The following is a 16468-nucleotide window of genomic DNA, read 5'->3' as shown; positions in this document are numbered from 1 at the left end:
CCGACCCCCGGGCGCGTTTGTTGGTGCAGAGCATCCAATGATGCATATCCAACGGGGCAGTCCCATGACACAGTCCTTTGATCGCCGGCCTTCGTCGCGCGTAACGGGCGCACTCGTTCTCAGCGCCGTCCTGCTAGCGCCCTTATTGTCCAGCGCTGCGAACGCGCAGACCTTTGGATACGCGGCCAGCCAGCCGAGTGCATACCCCACCGACGAGGTGATTGCCTCCGACGAGGGCGCGACGCCCGAGCGGCTGCGCCGTGCCGTCGTCGCCTTCGGTACGACGGAGGCGCCCGGCACCATCATCATTGATACCGGCAACACCACGCTCTACTACGTGCTGGGCCAGGGCCGCGCCGTCCGCTACGGCGTCGGCGTCGGCCGGGACGGCTTTACCTGGTCCGGGGTGCAGACCATCAGCCGCAAGGCGGAATGGCCGGACTGGCATCCGCCTGCAGAAATGATCGCGCGCCAGCCCTATCTGCCGCGCTTCATGGCCGGCGGTCCCGGCAATCCGCTCGGCGCGCGGGCGATGTATCTCGGCACCAGCCAGTACCGCATTCACGGCACCAACGATGCCTCGACGATCGGAAAATTCGTCTCGTCGGGCTGCATCCGCCTGACCAATGAGGACATCACCGATCTCTTCAGCCGCGTCGATGTCGGAACGAAAGTCGTGGTGCTGCCGAAGCACGCCCCGGTCATGGCGCGAGGCGGCGACGGCAGGACCGGCATCACGGCTCGTCCGGTTGCCACGTATCCGCGCCCGGCCGCGGCCGCGCCTTCGGGCCGCCAGGCGATGAACCTGACGGCGCCGCGGCTTAACTGAACGGACGCGTTGTGTTGGATGTGAGGAGAAGGTCGATGCAAAAATTGGCAGCATGGGGGGCAGCCGCATTGGTATGCGCTTCGGCGCTGGCGCCAGCCGCGCAGGCCCAGGATTTTTTCTCGCAACTGTTCGGCGGCTTCGCCCGCCCGCGCCAGCAGCCCTATATCCAGATGCCGTTCAGCGATGACGGCGGCGAGGTCTACGCGCCGCGTGGCGAGGGGCGCGTCCGCTATGGCGGCGGCGGTGGCCAGGCGTTTTGCGTGCGGACCTGCGATGGACGCTATTTCCCCGTCACCGCATCCGACAATGCAAGCCGCGCGGCCAACTGCAACAATCTCTGCCCGGCGAGCGAAACGAAGGTGTTCTCCGGCAGCAGTATCGACAACGCGACCACTGAAAACGGCAAGTCCTATTCGGACTTGCCGAACGCGTTCCGTTATCGCAATGAACTCGTCAGCGGCTGCACCTGCAACGGCAAGGATCAAGTCGGCTTGGCCCCGGTCAAGATCGAGGCCGATCCGACGCTGCGCAAGGGCGACATCGTCGCCGGCGAAAACGGCCTCCTGGTCGCAGGCCGCAGCGCCGACAGGCGCGGCGCCGAACTGAATTTCTCACCCGCCTCCGAAAAGGTCCGCGCCAAGTATGGCCGCGTACCGGTGGTGGCGAGGGAGTGATAGCTGACGAGGGAGTGATAGCCGATCCGTCATCCTGAGGTGCGAGCGGAGCGAGCCTCGAAGGATGGACGGCCCGGTCCGTGGCCGTCCATCCTTCGAGACGGCCGCGTAGCGGCCTCCTCAGGATGACGGATCAGCGGTGAGGAGGTCGCTCTGGTTATATTGCTAAGCCGCGCGGATCTTGCCGAGGAATTGCGTAACCTGATTGCCCAGCTGCTGGCTCTGCGTCTCCAGTGTCTGGGAAGCCTGCTTCACATCCTCGGCGGCGGCGGCTGCGGCGTCCGCATCGGCCTTCACGCCGGTGATGTTGTCGGACACGTTCTTGGTGCCCTGCGCGGCAAACTGCGTCGAGCGCGTGATCTCCTGGGTGGCGGCGCCTTGCTGCTGCACGGCGGCGGCAATCGCGGTGGCGACCTCGTTGACCTCGCCGATGATGCCGCCGATGTTCTTGATGGCGTCGATGGCTTCGCCGGCGACCTTCTGAATATCGGCGATCTGCTCGGAGATTTCCTCGGTCGCCTTCGCCGTCTGGCTCGCCAGCGACTTGACTTCGGAGGCGACCACCGCAAAACCGCGGCCAGCCTCGCCGGCGCGGGCGGCCTCGATGGTGGCGTTGAGCGCCAACAGGTTGGTCTGCGCGGCGATGGTGTTGATCAGGCCGACGACTTCGCCGATCCGGCCCGCCGATTGAGCGAGCCCCTGCACGGTGCCGTCGGTGTCACGCGCCTGGCCGACCGCGCGGCTGGCGATCCCGGCGGCGTGCGCCGCCTGCTGGCTGATGTCGTTGATCGAGGCGCTGAGCTCCTCGGAAGCCGCGGCGACCGTCTCGACGCTCATCGAGGCCTCGCCGGAAGCCTTCCCGGCGACCTGGACGCGCTCGTTGGTCTGGCGCGAAATCGTCGACAGGCCGGCCGAGGTGGTCCGCATCTGGCCGGAAGCGTCGCCGAGCTGGCTGAGCGTCTGGCGCACCATGCTCTCGAACTCGCCGACATAGCTCTCGATCGCCTGCTGCCGCGCCATGGCGCCGGCGTTGCGTTCGCGCTCCTGCGCCTCGATCCGGACCTTGTCGGCGGCCTGCTGCTTGAAGGTCTCCAGCGCGCCGGCCAGCGCGCCGATTTCGTCGTGGCGCGCGGCGTAGCCGGTATCGACGTGAAGGTCGCCGGCCGCGACCTTCAGCATGGCGTCGCGCATGGTGTGCAGGGGCTTGATGACGCGGCGGGTGACGATCGCCATGGCGCCGAACGCCAGCGCCAGCGCGCCGGTCAGCAATGCGAGTTGCATCGTCAGCGAGCGCTGGGCGGCGGAGCGCAGGTACGCGGCGTGATCCTTGGCGGCATCGAGTGCGGCTTCGGCAACAGTGACGGCGGCGGAGAGACGCCCGACCGTGACCGGGGTCCACTGGTTGGCGGTCAGTTCCGGCTTCTCGCCGGCCGCCACCTGCGTCAGCAGGCGGTCGCGAAGGCTGAGATATTGCGGTTCGAAATAGGCGGTCTTGGTCGCAGCCATTGCGCTCGAGATCGCCGGCGGCAACTGCATGCCCGACGCGGTCAGCTCCAGCGCGCTCCAGGCGGCGTCGATGCCGCCGGCATATTTCGTATAGGCGAGCCTCGTCTCCGGCGCGACCTTGCCGGCGTTGATCGCGTTCGAGACGATCAGCGAGGCCTCGCCGGCGGTGCTACGCAACAGCCAGGCGATCTGCTTGATCGCCAGCAACTGGTCAATCGTCGCGTCCTGGTGATTGACGGCGCCGGCAAGCGACGCGGCAAGCTTGTCGAGCGTTTCCAGCATCGCGGTCGCCGTGTCCATGTATTCCTTGGCGAGCGTCGGGCGGCGCGAGGCCTTCGGCTTGCCCATCGCGTCCCAGAATTCCTTCTGCATCGCGGTCATCGCCTTGAACAGACGATCGAACTCGGGCACCAGCGTCGCTTGCTGCGCGAATTCCATTCCGCCGAGCAGGCCGAGCGCGTTGGCCATCGCCGGCATTTCGGTGTCGCGAATGTTGCGCAGATATTTCTCGATGTCGGCTTCCATCGGCGCATCAGAATTCAGCAGCCGGTTGGTCGTGGAGCGGTCGGTGCGCAGATTGTGCATCGCCTTGAACATGTTCGCCGAGGCGTCGGCGATCACCGCAATGCGGCTCGCCGCTTGCAGGCGGCCCCAGGAGTCCCAGGCGTTGAGCGAAAATCCAACCACCACGCAGAAGGAGGTGACGAGGATGACGGTCTTCAGCAGCGCGGATACGGTCAGACGATTCAACATGATGCTCCCCCAGGACGCTCCGGCCATTTGGAGGAAGAACCGTAAAAACTTAACGAGGACGGCTTGGTAGAACTACGAGGGTTTCTGAAATGATTGCAGGTTTTTCGATCATTCAATGTTCCGCCGGATGGAACCGGCGATGCCCGTTCACGTTAACAAGTTACTAACAGCGTGCATTTGCAGTGAATGCCGAAGGGGGCCCTCATGCTTGTCAGCATACTCATCACGTTTCTCGTGGTCATACTTGTCCTCTATCTCATCAACATGCTTCCGCTCGATGCCCGCGCCAAGCAGATCGCGCGGGTCGTCGTGATCGTGCTGGGCGTGATCTCGCTGTTGAGATACATCACGGTCTAGGCGATGACCCAAACGAAAAGCCCCGGCCAGCGCCGGGGCATTTGATGTTCGGGAAGCGTGACCTTACTTCAAGGTCCCGAACCAGTCGTCCACGTCCTTGCGGATCTGGTCCTTGGCAAAGCCGTAGCGCTGCTGCAGCTTGCCTTCGAGCTGCTCGCGGCGGCCCTCGATGACGTTGAGATCGTCATCGGTGAGCTTGCCCCACTTCTCCTTGGCGGAACCCTTGAACTGCTTCCAGTTGCCTTCGACCCTGTTCCAATCCATCGCTGTCTCCTTCCGTGTTGGGATGTTCAACAACGGACGGAGAGTGCAGGCGTTCCTAGCAACCGATGCGGCATCGTGACGTAATTTATCCTGCCGCCTTCGCCTCGCGGCGGCGGGCGGTGAGGATGTATTCGGTGTAGCCGTTCGGCTGCTCGCGGCCCTTGAAGACGAGGTCGCAGGCGGCCTGGAAGGCCACGCCGTCGAACGAAGGCGCCATCGGCTTGTAGAGCGGGTCGCCGGCGTTCTGCTTGTCGACCACGACCGCCATCCGCTTCAGCGATTCCATCACCTGGTCCTTGCTGACGACGCCATGCGCCAGCCAGTTTGCCAGATGCTGGCTGGAAATGCGTAAAGTTGCGCGGTCTTCCATCAGGCCGACGTCGTGAATATCCGGCACCTTGGAACAGCCGACGCCCTGGTCGATCCAGCGCACGACATAGCCCAAAATGCCCTGGCAGTTGTTGTCGATCTCCTGCTTCACATCGTCGGGCGCCCAGTTCGACTGCGACATCGGAATGGTGAGGATGTCGGAAAGTTTCGCGCGCTGACCGCCCTTGGCGAGTTCCTGCTGGCGCGCGATCACGTTCACCTGGTGATAATGCAGCGCATGCAGCGTGGCTGCGGTCGGCGACGGCACCCAGGCGGTGGTGGCGCCAGCCTGCGGGTGGCCGAGCTTCTGGGTGAGCATGTCGGCCATCTTGTCGGGCGCCGCCCACATACCCTTGCCGATCTGGGCATGGCCGGGCAGGCCGTCGATCAGGCCCATGTCGACGTTCCAGTCCTCATAGGCCTTGATCCAGGGCTGCGCCTTCATGTCGTTCTTGCGGATCATCGGTCCCGCTTCCATCGAGGTATGGATCTCGTCGCCGGTGCGGTCGAGGAAGCCGGTGTTGATGAAGCAGATGCGTTTCGAGGCGTTCTGGATACAGGCCTTGAGGTTGACCGTGGTGCGGCGCTCCTCGTCCATGATGCCGACCTTCATGGTGTTCTCCGGCAGGCCGAGAAGCTTCTCGACTTCGCCAAACAGTTCGCAGGTCAGCGCGACTTCATCGGGGCCGTGCATCTTCGGCTTGACGATGTAGACCGAGCCGGTGCGGCTGTTTTTGGTTTTCGAAGAACCCTTGAGGTCGTGGATCGCGAGCAGGCCTGCCACTGCAGCGTCGAGCAGGCCTTCCGGAATTTCCTCGCCCTTCTCGTCGAGCACGGCATCAGTGAACATGTGATGGCCGACATTGCGCATCAAGAGCAGGCTGCGGCCATGCAGCGTCAGCTCCTTGCCGTCGGGCGTCTTGTAGGTGCGGTCGGGGTTGAGCGAACGCTTGAGCGTCTTGCCGCCCTTCTCGAAATCGGCCGAGAGCGTGCCGTCCATCAGGCCGAGTGTGTTGCGATAGACCAGCACCTTGTCCTCGGCATCGACGGCGGCGACCGAGTCTTCCATGTCAAGAATGGTGGAGACCGCCGATTCCAGGATCATGTCGGCGACGCCGGCCGGATCGTCCTTACCGATCACGTGGCTGCGGTCGATCTTTACTTCGATGTGCATGCCGTTGTTGACCAGCAGGATTGTGGTCGGTGCGGCGGCATCGCCCAGATAGCCTGCGAACTGCGAAGCCGACTTCAATGCGGTGGCGTTGCCGCTCTTGAGCTTCACGGCGAGCTGGCCGGCGATCACGCTGTACGACGTCACATCGGTGTGGCTGCCGGTCGCGAGCGGCACGGCAGCGTCGAGGAACGCCTTGGCCTTGGCAATCACCTTGTCGCCGCGCGCCTTGTTGTAGCCCTTACCGCTTTCGCTTGGATCATGCGGGATTGCATCGGTGCCGTAGAACGCATCGTATAAGCTGCCCCAGCGCGCATTAGCCGCATTCAGCGCGTAGCGGGCATTGGTCAGGGGGACGACGAGCTGCGGTCCGCAGATCTTGCCGATTTCCTCGTCGACATTGGCGGTCTCGACCTTCTGCGTCGCCGGCTCGGGGAGGAGATAGCCGATCTCCTTGAGGAAGGCCGTATACGCGTTCATGTCGAACGGCTTGCCCTTGTTGGCGCGGTGCCAGCCGTCGATCTTGGCCTGCAGCGCGTCGCGAAACGCGAGCAGCTCACGATTCTTCGGCCCCAGCTTTTTGATGATGGCGGCGACACCGGCCCAGAACGCGTCGGGCGAAATCCCGGTTTTGGGAGCCGCCTCCTTGGCGATGAAATCGAACAGGACAGGGGCGATCTTCAATCCGTGGGCATCGACACGATTCATGTTGGGCTTTCTCGGTAGAAATGGCGTTCAAAGGCTGCATTCTGACGAAAAGCAGCAAAAAACGCGCCAAAAAGGGCAGCGTTAGCCGCCCTTTTAGCCCTAAAGCCGGGTCGATGAGAAGTGCCTAAAAGGCCTAGATGTTCGCCGCCAGATCCACCAGTTCGTCGAACAGAATGCCGGTCTCCGCCAGCATCCGCTCGATCTCGTCGGTCGCGTCCGAAACCGTCTTGGCCGAGGTGTCGATGCGGAGCTCCGCCCGGTCCGGCGGCTGGTAATCATTGCCGATCCCGGTGAAGGCCTGCAGCCTGCCGGCGCGCGCCTTGGCGTAATGGCCCTTGGGATCGCGGCTCTCGCAGATCTCGGCCGGTGTCGCGACATAGATCTCGCGGAATGTCATGTCGGCGATGCGGCGGGCGGCGGCACGATCATCCGCTGACGGCGACACTGCGGCGACGACGGCGATGTGGCCGTTGCGCGCCAGATGGGTCGCGACTTCGGCGAGCCGCCGGATGTTTTCGGTGCGGTCCTGCGCGGAGAAACCGAGGTCGCCGTTGAGGCCCGCGCGCAGGGTGTCGCCGTCGAGCAGGATTGGTGAGCCGCCGCGCGAAAACAGTCGCCGCTCCAGCGCGCGCGCCAGTGTCGATTTTCCGGAGCCGGGCAGGCCGGTCAGCCAGATCACCGCGCCGTTATGGCGGTAGCGCGCCGAGCGTTCTTCCGGCCGTAGCGCGGATTCGACCGGCACGATGTCGATCGGGACCGCGCGCTGTCCGGCGTCGACCGACAGCACGAGACCGCCGCCGGCGATGCGGCCGTTGACCTCGATCACCAGCCGCCCGGTGCGCGGATTTTCCTGATAGGGGTCGGCCGCGATCGGCTGCGCCAGCGAAATATCGATTTCGCCAACATGATTGCGCGCGATCGCCTTGGTCTCCTCGTTGGAAAGCTCGCCGGGATCGACCGCCTTTTCGATGGCGACCACGCTGGCGCGCGATTCCCGCGTGCCGAGGCGGATCAGGATCTGATCGCCCTTCGACAACGGCTTGTCGTGCAGCCAGAAAATTCGCGCGCGAATCCGCCGCGTATCGCGTGGCGTCGCGCCGGCATGCGCGATGACGTCGCCGCGTTCGATGAACAATTCGCGATCGAGCGTGATGCCGACCGAGCGGCCGGCGCCGTGGCTGCCCTTGAGCGGCGTCACCGGCCAGCTTTCCACCGTTTTGATCTTGGCGATCTTGCCGGCGGGCATGATGACGATTTCGTCGCCGGCGCTCAGATGTCCTGACTCGATGCGGCCCGCGACGATGCGGCGATCGTCGAATTTGTAGATCGCCTGCACTGGCAGCCGCAGCGCAAGCTGCTCCAGCGGGCGCGCCGGTTCGAGCGCGTCGAGCGCCTCGACGACAGTCGGTCCCCGGTACCAGCCGATCCGCGGCGTGTGTTCGGCAACGCCGTCGCCGTCGCGCGCGGAAATCGGAATAACGGCTGTCGGCGTCACGCCGAGGCCGGTCAGGTGTGCCGAAATCTCGTCGCTGATCTCCTCGAAGCGATCGGCGCTGAAATCGACGCGGTCCATCTTGTTGACGACGATGGCGACCTGCTTGATGCCCAACAGATGCAGCAGATAGCCGTGACGCCGGGTCTGGTCGCGCACGCCTTCGAGCGCGTCGATGATCAGCACGGCGCCGTCGGCCTGCGAGGCGCCCGTGATCATGTTGCGCAGGAATTCGGCGTGACCGGGCGCGTCAATCAGCACGACGTCGCGCGAACGGGTGCGGAAGCGGATTTGGGTGGTGTCGATCGTGATGCCCTGGTCGCGCTCGGTCTGCAGCGCATCGAGCAGGAACGACCATTCGAACGGCATGCCGCGCCGCGCGCTGACCGCCTTCAGCATCTCCAGCTTGCCTTCGGGCAGGCTGCCGGTCTCGTGCAGCAGGCGTCCGACCAGAGTGGATTTGCCGTGGTCGACATGGCCGACGATGACGATGCGGACCTGCGGTCGCGTCGTGCCATTTGGCATCGACGTGGTGCCGTTCGGCGTGGCCGAGACGCTTGCGGGGAGGATCATGTTCATAGCAACGCTCACACCAAATATCCGTCAGAGATAGCCAGCGACACGCAGCCGCTCGAAAGCGTCTTCGGTCTCGTGATCGAGAGCGCGGCCGGCGCGCTCCGGCACCTTGGTGCCGTCGAGTTCGGTCAGGATTTCATCGATACTCGAGGCGGTGGAAGCCACCGGGTTGGTGATGTCCTGGTCGCCCAGCGAGCGATAGCGCTTGCCGTCCTTCGACAGATAGAGCGGGATGATCGGAATGTTTTCGCGCTTGGTGTAGGCCCAGATGTCGGCTTCGGTCCAATGCAGGATCGGATGGATGCGCAGATGCGCGCCGGGCGGCGGCGAAGCGTTGAACTGGTCCCAGAACTCCGGCGGCTGATCGCGCACATCCCAGCCGCCTTCGAGTCCGCGCGGCGAGAATACCCGCTCCTTGGCGCGCGTGGCTTCCTCATCGCGGCGAATGCCTGCGATCAAGCCGTCGAAACCATATTTGGTCAGCGCCCACTTCAGACCCTCGGTCTTGCGCGCGGCGGAGCGCGCGGCGGGCGGTAGGGTCGGGTCGACGGCGTCGATTGGCGGGCAGGGCTCGACCTTGAGGTCGAGATCCCACTCTTTTCCGAAGCGGTCGCGGAACGCATACATCTCGGGAAATTTCTTGCCGGTGTCGACGTGCAGCGCCGGAAACGGCACCCGGCCGAAGAAGGCCTTGCGCGCCAGCCAGATCATCACGTTGGAATCCTTGCCGAGCGACCACAGCAGCGCGAGCTTTTTCAGCCGTGCGAACGCCTCGCGCAGGATGTAGATGCTCTGCGCCTCGAGCTCGTCGAGATGGTCCATCGAGGGGGGCGGCAGCTGTCCGTTGGCCAAAATTTTGTGTCCGTTGGCCAAAATTTTGGGCACGGATGATGCTTCGCGCATGGTTGCGGACCGCAACCCCTGTCCACTGGATTCATTGTCTAGAAGATGCATCTCTGGGCCTTGGACTTGGGAGTGGAAAACTTCTAAAGTTGCGCCGCAATAGAGAAGAAATAATTTTCTCTTTACGGCTCTTGATCGAGACATAAATAGAAAATAATTTCAGTCAAGCCCCAAGTTGGGGAAAGCGAGTATCGGATGCGCTACCTGCCTGTGTTCCTGGATCTGCAAAGCGGCAAGGTGCTGCTCGTTGGAGCGGGCGAACTCGTGCGCGCGAAATTACGGCTGCTGGTTTCAGCGGGCGCACGGGTCCAATGGTTTGCGACCGACGGTGATCATGATCTGGCTGGTCTCGACCCCACGGACGCCGCGCGGATCGAGCCGGGCTCGGGCGATCCGCTCACTGCCGATCTGTCGGGCATCATCGCGATCCTATGCGCCGGCGCCGGCGATATCGGCGTTGCGATGTCGGTGTGTGCGAAGGCGGTCGGGCTGCCCGTCAACGTGATGGACGATCTCGCGCATTCCACTTTCATCTTTCCGGCGATCGTTGATCGTGGCGATGTCGTCGTTGCCGTCGGCACCGGCGGCGCGTCACCGGTGGTCGCGCGCCGCGTGCGTGAGCGCATCGAGGCGGTGCTGCCGGCGCGTATCGGCGATCTCGCCGCCTTCATCGGCGGCTTTCGCAAATCGATGCATGCGCGCATTCCCGAATTTTCGCTGCGCCGCCGGTTCTGGGAGCGTGTGATCGACGGTCCGATCGGCGCGCTGGTGCTTGCCGGCCGCAAGGACGAGGCCGAAAAAGCGCTGAACGAAATTGCCGATCCCTCCGCCTTCGCCGGCGCGAGCCAGGGCGGCAAGGCCGAGGGCAGGGTGACGCTGGTCGGCGCGGGTCCGGGCGATCCGGATCTGCTCACCATCAAGGCGCTGCGCGCATTGCAGGATGCCGACATCGTTTTCTACGACGAACTGGTCTCACCGGAAGTTCTCGATCGCGTGCGTCGCGATGCCTCGCGTGTTGCGGTCGGACGCCGGGTCGGCAAGCCCGGCATCGGGCAAGATGCGATCAACAAATTGCTGATTGATGCAGCGAAATCCGGACAGCGCGTAGTGCGGCTGAAAGGTGGCGATCCCTTCATCTTCGGCCGCGGCGGCGAGGAGATCGAAGTGTTGCGCGAAGCCGGCGTCGCCTATTCGGTGGTGCCGGGCATTACCGCAGGGCTCGGCGCCGCCGCGCAATTCGAGGCGCCGCTGACCTATCGTCATGAAGCGCTGCGCATCACCTTCCTGACCGCGCACAAGGCCAAGGACGCCGAGACGGTCGACTGGTCGGTGCTGACGGACAGGAAGATGACCATCGTGGTCTATATGGGCATGACCGCGGCGCCGTCGGTGCGGGCGGGCCTGCTTGCTGCGGGCCGGTTACCGCAAACGCCCGTCGGCGTGTTCGCGCGGGTGACGCGGCCGGATGCGCAGGCCGTGGTCGGTACGCTCGAAAACCTTCCCGCGCTGGTCGAAAAAATCGATGGCGGTCCCGCCATCCTCATCATCGGCGACGTCGTTGCGCATTCCGCGCCGTGGCGCCAGTCCGACCTCAATCAAGTCATCTCCAAACTGCTGGATGCTGCCGAATGACCTCTCCGCTCGAACAGAAGAAAATCAAGATTGCCGGTCCGTCGATGGTGACCGCCAACCGCACCTGGGACGGCGTGGTCATCTACCGCACCGATCAGCAGAGCTGGTCGGCGGACTTGTCGGATGCGGCAATCGTTCGTACCTCCGATGAAGCGAGGGCGCTGCTCACCGAAGCGATTGCCGATGACGTCGGCGCGATCGGCGCCTATATCGCGCCGGTCGAAGTCAAGGACAGCGGGGCGATCAAGCCCGGCAATCTCCGCGAACGCATCCGCTCGAATGGCCTCACCATCGATTTGCTTCCGGCCTAAACGACCTATCAAGGCTGATCCATCATGTACGCATATGACGAACTCGACCGCACGCTGATCAACGAACGCGTGTCCGAATTCCGGGACCAGGTGAAGCGCCGTCTCTCCGGCGAGCTCACCGAGGACGAATTCAAGATGCTGCGGCTGCAGAACGGCGTCTATCTGCAACTGCACGCCTACATGTTCCGCGTCGCGATTCCCTACGGCACGCTGTCGTCGAAGCAGCTGCGGCGGCTTGCGCATGTCGCGCGCCGCTACGATCGCGGCTACGGCCATTTCACCACCCGGCAGAACATCCAGTTCAACTGGATCAAGCTCGCCGAACTGCCAGACGCGCTGGCCGATCTGGCCGAAGTCGGCATCCACGCGATGCAGACTTCGGGCAACAACATGCGCAACGTCACCTCGGACCAGTGGGCGGGCGTCGCGCCGGGTGAGATCGAGGATCCCCGCATCTGGTCGGAAATCCTGCGCCAGCACACCACGCTGCATCCGGAATTCTCGTTCCTGCCACGCAAGTTCAAGATCGCGATCACAGCCTCCGACCACGATCGCGCCGCGATCAAGATCCACGACATCGGCTTGCGGCTATACAGGAATGCGGAAGGCGAGACCGGTTTCGAGGTGCTGGTCGGCGGCGGGCTCGGCCGCACGCCGTTCATCGCCAAAACCATCAAGCCGTTCGTGTCACGCCGCGATATCCTCAGCTATGTCGAGGCGATCCTGCGCGTCTACAACCAGTACGGCCGCCGCGACAACATCTACAAGGCCCGTATCAAGATCCTCGTGCACGAGCTCGGCATCGAGAAGTTCGCCAGGGAAGTCGAGGAGGAGTGGGAGCATATTCGCGACAGCGCGTTGACGCTGGAGGATTCCGTGATCGAGGAAATCCGCTCGCGCTTCTCCTATCCAGCCTATGACAAGCTGCCGCACATGCCGGACGAGCTAAAGAAGGCGGCGCATGATCCGCATTTCGAGGCCTGGCGCCGCAACTCGGTGTTTACGCATAAGGTGCAGGGCTATTCGATCGTGACGCTGTCGCTGAAGCCGGTCGGCGGCCCTCCGGGCGACGCGACCGCCGACCAGATGGACGCGGTTGCCGATCTCGCCGACAAATACTCCTTCGGCGAAATCCGCGTCGGTCACGAGCAGAACCTGGTGCTGCCGCACGTTGCCAAGCGCGATCTGCCCGCGCTGTGGAAGGCGCTCGACAGAATCGGCCTCGCGACGCCGAACATCAATCTGGTCTCCGACATCATTGCCTGTCCGGGGCTGGATTATTGCTCGCTCGCCAACGCGCGCTCGATCCCGATCGCGCAGGAATTGACGCGCCGCTTCGCCAATCACGACACGGCGAACATGATCGGCCGGCTGCATATCAACATTTCCGGCTGCATCAATGCCTGCGGACATCACCATGTCGGCCATATCGGCATTCTCGGCGTCGAGAAGAACGGCGAGGAATTTTACCAGATCACCATCGGCGGCCGCGCCGACGAGAATGCCCAGATGGGCACCTTGATCGGCCCCGCGGTGCCTTATGTCGACGTCGCCGACGTGATCGAGGACATTGTCGAAGCCTATCTTGCCCTGCGCGCGCGTCCCGACGAATTGTTCGTCGATACGGTGAAGCGGCTCGGCGTCGAACCATTCAGGGAGCGGGTCTATGCCACTCGTTAAAGACGGAAAAATTGCAGCCGACCTGTTCGTCCATGTGCCTGACGGCGCCGAACTTCCGGGCGATGGCGCGATCCTGGTTCCGGCGGCGCGGTTTCTCGAAGATCCGCAAGCCTTGCTGGCCCGCGCCGGCAAGCTCGGCGTGATCTGGCCGAACAACCGCGACATCGACGATTTGGTACCGTATCTCGACCGGCTGGCGGCAATCGCGCTGGTGTTTCCGTCGTTCCGCGACGGCCGCGCCTATAGCCAGGCGCGGCTGCTGCGCGAGCGATACGCCTTCGAAGGCGAGCTGCGCGCCACCGGCCAGGTGCTGCGCGATCAGTTCGTGTTCATGCTGCGCGCCGGCTTCGACGCCTTCGAGGTGAAAAAGGACAGCGACGCGGCGGCGTTTGCGGCGACCACCAAGCGCTATTCAGTGTTCTACCAGCCGACCGGCGATGGCCGTGTCACCGCGCTCAATCGGCGGATGCAGTTGCGTCATTCGGAGAGTGCCGGCCAGTGAGCATGATCATACAGCACGGCCTCGCGGCGGAGGCGGCGATCCTTCATTCGGCGCAGACGCTTGACCATACCTTGCGCGACGCCTCGCCGGCGCACGTCATTGAAACCGCGCTTAAGGTCGTCGGTCGCGAACAGCTTGCGCTGGTGTCGTCGTTCGGCACGGAATCGGCGGCGCTGCTCAAGGTGATGGCGGACGTCGATCCCGCCATTCCCGTAATCTTTCTCGATACCGGATGGCTGTTCGAGGAGACGCTCGCCTATCGCGACACGCTGATCGCGACACTTGGCCTTCGCGACGTTCGCTCGATCAAACCGCTGGAAGAGGCGCTCTCACGCCAGGATCCCGATCGCGAATTGTGGTTTTCCGATCCCGACGCCTGCTGCCGTATCCGTAAAGTGGAGCCGCTGGCGCGGGCGCTCAAGCCGTTCGCGGCCTGGATCAACGGGCGCAAGCGTTTTCAGGGCGGCGCGCGCGCCGAGATTCCCGTCGTCGAGGACGACGGCGCGAAGCTGAAATTCAATCCGTTCGCCAACGTGTCGCGCGAGGAGATCGAGGCGATCTACAAGCTCGCGAAACTTCCGCCGCATCCGCTCGTTGCCTCAGGCTACCTGTCGGTCGGATGCATGCCGTGCTCGAGCCGGGCGGCTGCCGGCGAGGACGCGCGCGACGGCCGCTGGCGCGGCAGAGCCAAGACGGAATGTGGCATCCACACGATGAAAACTTCCTAGAACCCGGATTTCATAGGACATTGAGGCTGCGGAACCGCAAACAATGAAATGCGGTTTCGTTGACGAAGCGGCCTTTCGTCGCGACTTATACGTTCGTGTTGGATGATATGCTTGATCAAGCCGAATGGAGATCAATGATGATCCGTCGCATTCTGCCGCTCGTCGCGGGACTGCTCTGGGCGAGTTCTGCCTTCGCTGCCGACTATACGCTGCTCAACGTGTCCTACGATCCGACGCGCGAACTCTACGCCGATTTCAACAAGGCGTTTGTCGCGGCCTATCAGAAAGAAACCGGCAAGAGCGTCGAGATCAAGCAGTCGCATGGCGGCTCGGGCTCGCAGGCGCGCGCGGTGATCGACGGCCTGCAGGCCGACATCGTCACACTGGCGCTGGCCTATGACATCGACGCCATCGCCGCCAAGGGGCTGGTGGCGCCCGACTGGCAGAAGAAGTTGTCGCTCAATGCGTCGCCCTATACGTCGACGATCGTGTTCCTGGTGCGCAAGGGCAATCCCAAGGCCATCAAGGACTGGGACGATCTGATCAAGCCCGGCGTGCAGGTGATCACGCCGAACCCGAAGACCTCGGGTGGCGCGCGCTGGAACTATCTGGCAGCGTGGGGCTTTGCGGAAAAGAAATTCGGCTCCGCCGACAGGGCGAAGCAATTCGTCGGTGATCTCTTCAAGAACGTGCCGGTGCTCGATACCGGCGCGCGCGGCTCGACGGTGACCTTCGTCGAGCGCGGCGTCGGCGACGTGCTGCTGGCGTGGGAGAACGAGGCGTTCCTGGCACAGCGCGAGTTCGGCAAGGACAAGTTCGAGATCGTGGCGCCGCCATTGTCGATTCTCGCCGAGCCGCCGGTCGCGGTCGTCGACAAGGTTGCCGATAAAAAAGGCACGCGCGCGGTCGCCGAGGCTTACCTGAAATATTGGTATACCAAGGAAGGTCAGGAAATCGCCGCACGCAATTCCTATCGTCCACGCGATTCGGAAATTGCGAAGGAGTACGAAAAATCCTTCGCCAAGGTCGAACTTTTCACAATCGACGACGTTTTTGGTGGTTGGACAAAGGCGCAGAAAGATCACTTCGGCGAAGGCGGCATTTTCGACCAGATTTACAAGAATTGATCTGGCCGACGGGCAGCCGTAGCGGAAGCAGGGGGATTTGTGAGCACAGCGGTCGCGCGGCGAAGCAGCTTGCCGGGGTTCGGTCTCACCATGGGACTGACCCTGACATGGCTCTCCGTTATCATCCTCATCCCGCTCGCCGGCCTGTTCCTCAAAACGCTCGAGCTTTCGCCCGGGCAGTTCTGGGACATCCTCACCAGCCGCCGCACCCTGAACGCGCTGAAGCTCTCGTTCGGCCTTTCCTTTGCCGCTGCCTGCGTCAATCTGGTGATGGGGACGATCATCGTGTGGGCGCTGGTGCGGTATCGCTTTCCGGGCCGGCGGCTGTTTGACGCCATCGTCGATATTCCCTTTGCGCTGCCGACAGCGGTTGCGGGCGTCGCGTTGACGCAATTGTTCGCGCAGAAGGGCTGGCTCGGCGCGCCGCTGGCCGAGCTCGGCATCAAGGTCGCATTCACGCCGATTGGCATTTTCATTGCGATGGTCTTCATCGGTATTCCGTTCGTGGTGCGGACGGTTCAGCCGGTGCTGATCGATCTCGATCCTGAAATCGAGGAGGCGGCCGCGAGCCTCGGCGCCAACCGCTGGCACACGGTGTTCCGGGTGATCCTGCCGAGCCTGATCCCGGCGCTATTGACCGGGTTTGCACTGGCGTTCGCGCGCGCCGTCGGTGAATACGGCTCGGTGATCTTCATCGCCGGCAATTTGCCGAATGTGTCGGAGATCGCGCCGCTCCTGATCGTGATCCGGTTGTCCGAATTTCGCTATGCCGATGCGACGGCAATCGCCGTCATCATGCTGCTGGCTTCGTTCCTGATCATCCTCGTCGTCAATCGCCTGCAACGCTGGGCGCAAACCCGCATTCCCGCGCATTGAGGGCCGATCG

General features: G+C 63.5%; 15 protein-coding genes. 10 read left to right on the top strand and 5 right to left on the bottom strand.

Annotation, left to right across the window (positions count from 1 at the left end; genetic code table 11):
- The first annotated feature begins 64 nt into the window (after nucleotides 1-64).
- Together V1283_RS33465 and V1283_RS33460 are read left to right on the top strand one after the other, a co-directional pair.
- Nucleotides 65-829: a L,D-transpeptidase gene (locus tag V1283_RS33465; RefSeq protein ID WP_334390880.1), complete on the top strand. Its 765-nt coding sequence runs from the start codon at nucleotides 65-67 to the stop codon at nucleotides 827-829.
- Between the two features lie 35 nt (nucleotides 830-864).
- On the top strand, nucleotides 865-1503 hold the full coding sequence (locus V1283_RS33460; protein ID WP_334390879.1) for a DUF2865 domain-containing protein: 639 nt from the start codon (nucleotides 865-867) through the stop codon (nucleotides 1501-1503).
- 165 nt (nucleotides 1504-1668) lie between these two features.
- On the opposite strand, the gene V1283_RS33455 is transcribed toward V1283_RS33460, so the two are convergent.
- A complete protein-coding gene (locus tag V1283_RS33455; RefSeq protein WP_334390878.1) occupies nucleotides 1669-3762 on the bottom strand; it encodes a methyl-accepting chemotaxis protein in 2094 nt (697 codons plus the stop codon).
- A gap of 204 nt (nucleotides 3763-3966) precedes the next feature.
- On the opposite strand from V1283_RS33455, the gene V1283_RS33450 reads away from it, so the two are divergent.
- Nucleotides 3967-4119 (top strand): Thivi_2564 family membrane protein, encoded by a 153-nt coding sequence (locus tag V1283_RS33450; RefSeq protein WP_334390877.1) that lies wholly within the window; start codon nucleotides 3967-3969, stop codon nucleotides 4117-4119.
- A gap of 63 nt (nucleotides 4120-4182) precedes the next feature.
- Here V1283_RS33450 and V1283_RS33445 read toward each other — a convergent pair whose 3' ends face one another.
- From V1283_RS33445 to cysD, 4 genes are all read right to left on the bottom strand, one after another.
- Nucleotides 4183-4383, bottom strand: coding sequence for a CsbD family protein (locus V1283_RS33445; protein ID WP_334390876.1), 201 nt, complete (start codon nucleotides 4381-4383; stop codon nucleotides 4183-4185).
- Between the two features lie 85 nt (nucleotides 4384-4468).
- Complete coding sequence (locus tag V1283_RS33440; protein ID WP_334390875.1) at nucleotides 4469-6631, bottom strand: malate synthase G; 2163 nt, start codon at nucleotides 6629-6631, stop codon at nucleotides 4469-4471.
- A 133-nt stretch (nucleotides 6632-6764) separates the two neighbouring features.
- Nucleotides 6765-8702, bottom strand: a complete 1938-nt coding sequence (gene cysC, locus V1283_RS33435; protein WP_334390874.1) for an adenylyl-sulfate kinase — start codon at nucleotides 8700-8702, stop codon at nucleotides 6765-6767.
- Nucleotides 8703-8726: 24 nt separating this feature from the next.
- Nucleotides 8727-9521 (bottom strand): sulfate adenylyltransferase subunit CysD, encoded by a 795-nt coding sequence (cysD, locus tag V1283_RS33430; RefSeq protein WP_442895902.1) that lies wholly within the window; start codon nucleotides 9519-9521, stop codon nucleotides 8727-8729.
- Nucleotides 9522-9797: 276 nt separating this feature from the next.
- Here cysD and cysG point away from each other — a divergent pair, with 276 nt between their 5' ends.
- The 7 genes from cysG to cysT all read left to right on the top strand — a co-directional run bounded on the left by cysG (nucleotide 9798) and on the right by cysT (nucleotide 16458).
- Nucleotides 9798-11234 carry a siroheme synthase CysG gene (gene cysG / locus V1283_RS33425; RefSeq protein WP_334390872.1) on the top strand — a complete coding sequence of 479 codons (1437 nt, stop codon included), beginning with the start codon at nucleotides 9798-9800 and terminating at the stop codon, nucleotides 11232-11234.
- The gene (locus tag V1283_RS33420; protein ID WP_334390871.1) at nucleotides 11231-11545 is read left to right on the top strand and encodes a DUF2849 domain-containing protein; all 315 of its coding nucleotides are present in this window, start codon (nucleotides 11231-11233) and stop codon (nucleotides 11543-11545) included. Before cysG ends, V1283_RS33420 begins: the two co-directional genes overlap by 4 nt.
- Nucleotides 11546-11569: 24 nt before the next feature.
- Nucleotides 11570-13225, top strand: a complete 1656-nt coding sequence (locus V1283_RS33415) for a nitrite/sulfite reductase (protein WP_334390870.1) — start codon at nucleotides 11570-11572, stop codon at nucleotides 13223-13225.
- On the top strand, nucleotides 13212-13727 hold the full coding sequence (locus V1283_RS33410; protein ID WP_334390869.1) for a DUF934 domain-containing protein: 516 nt from the start codon (nucleotides 13212-13214) through the stop codon (nucleotides 13725-13727). The genes V1283_RS33415 and V1283_RS33410 overlap by 14 nt, the downstream gene beginning before the upstream one ends.
- 2 nt (nucleotides 13728-13729) lie before the next feature.
- The gene (locus V1283_RS33405) at nucleotides 13730-14455 is read left to right on the top strand and encodes a phosphoadenylyl-sulfate reductase (protein ID WP_334393268.1); all 726 of its coding nucleotides are present in this window, start codon (nucleotides 13730-13732) and stop codon (nucleotides 14453-14455) included.
- Nucleotides 14456-14592: 137 nt separating this feature from the next.
- Entirely contained in the window at nucleotides 14593-15582 is a 990-nt protein-coding gene (locus V1283_RS33400; protein WP_334390868.1) for a sulfate ABC transporter substrate-binding protein, read from the top strand.
- A 69-nt stretch (nucleotides 15583-15651) separates the two neighbouring features.
- Nucleotides 15652-16458, top strand: coding sequence for a sulfate ABC transporter permease subunit CysT (cysT, locus tag V1283_RS33395; RefSeq protein WP_334393267.1), 807 nt, complete (start codon nucleotides 15652-15654; stop codon nucleotides 16456-16458).
- Nucleotides 16459-16468 lie beyond the last annotated feature (10 nt).

Origin of the sequence: Bradyrhizobium sp. AZCC 2262 (assembly GCF_036924535.1) — a bacterium.
Taxonomy (GTDB): domain Bacteria; phylum Pseudomonadota; class Alphaproteobacteria; order Rhizobiales; family Xanthobacteraceae; genus Bradyrhizobium.
Note: the sequence above shows the minus strand (reverse complement) of the source record. Positions and strands in the feature narration are given on the sequence as shown.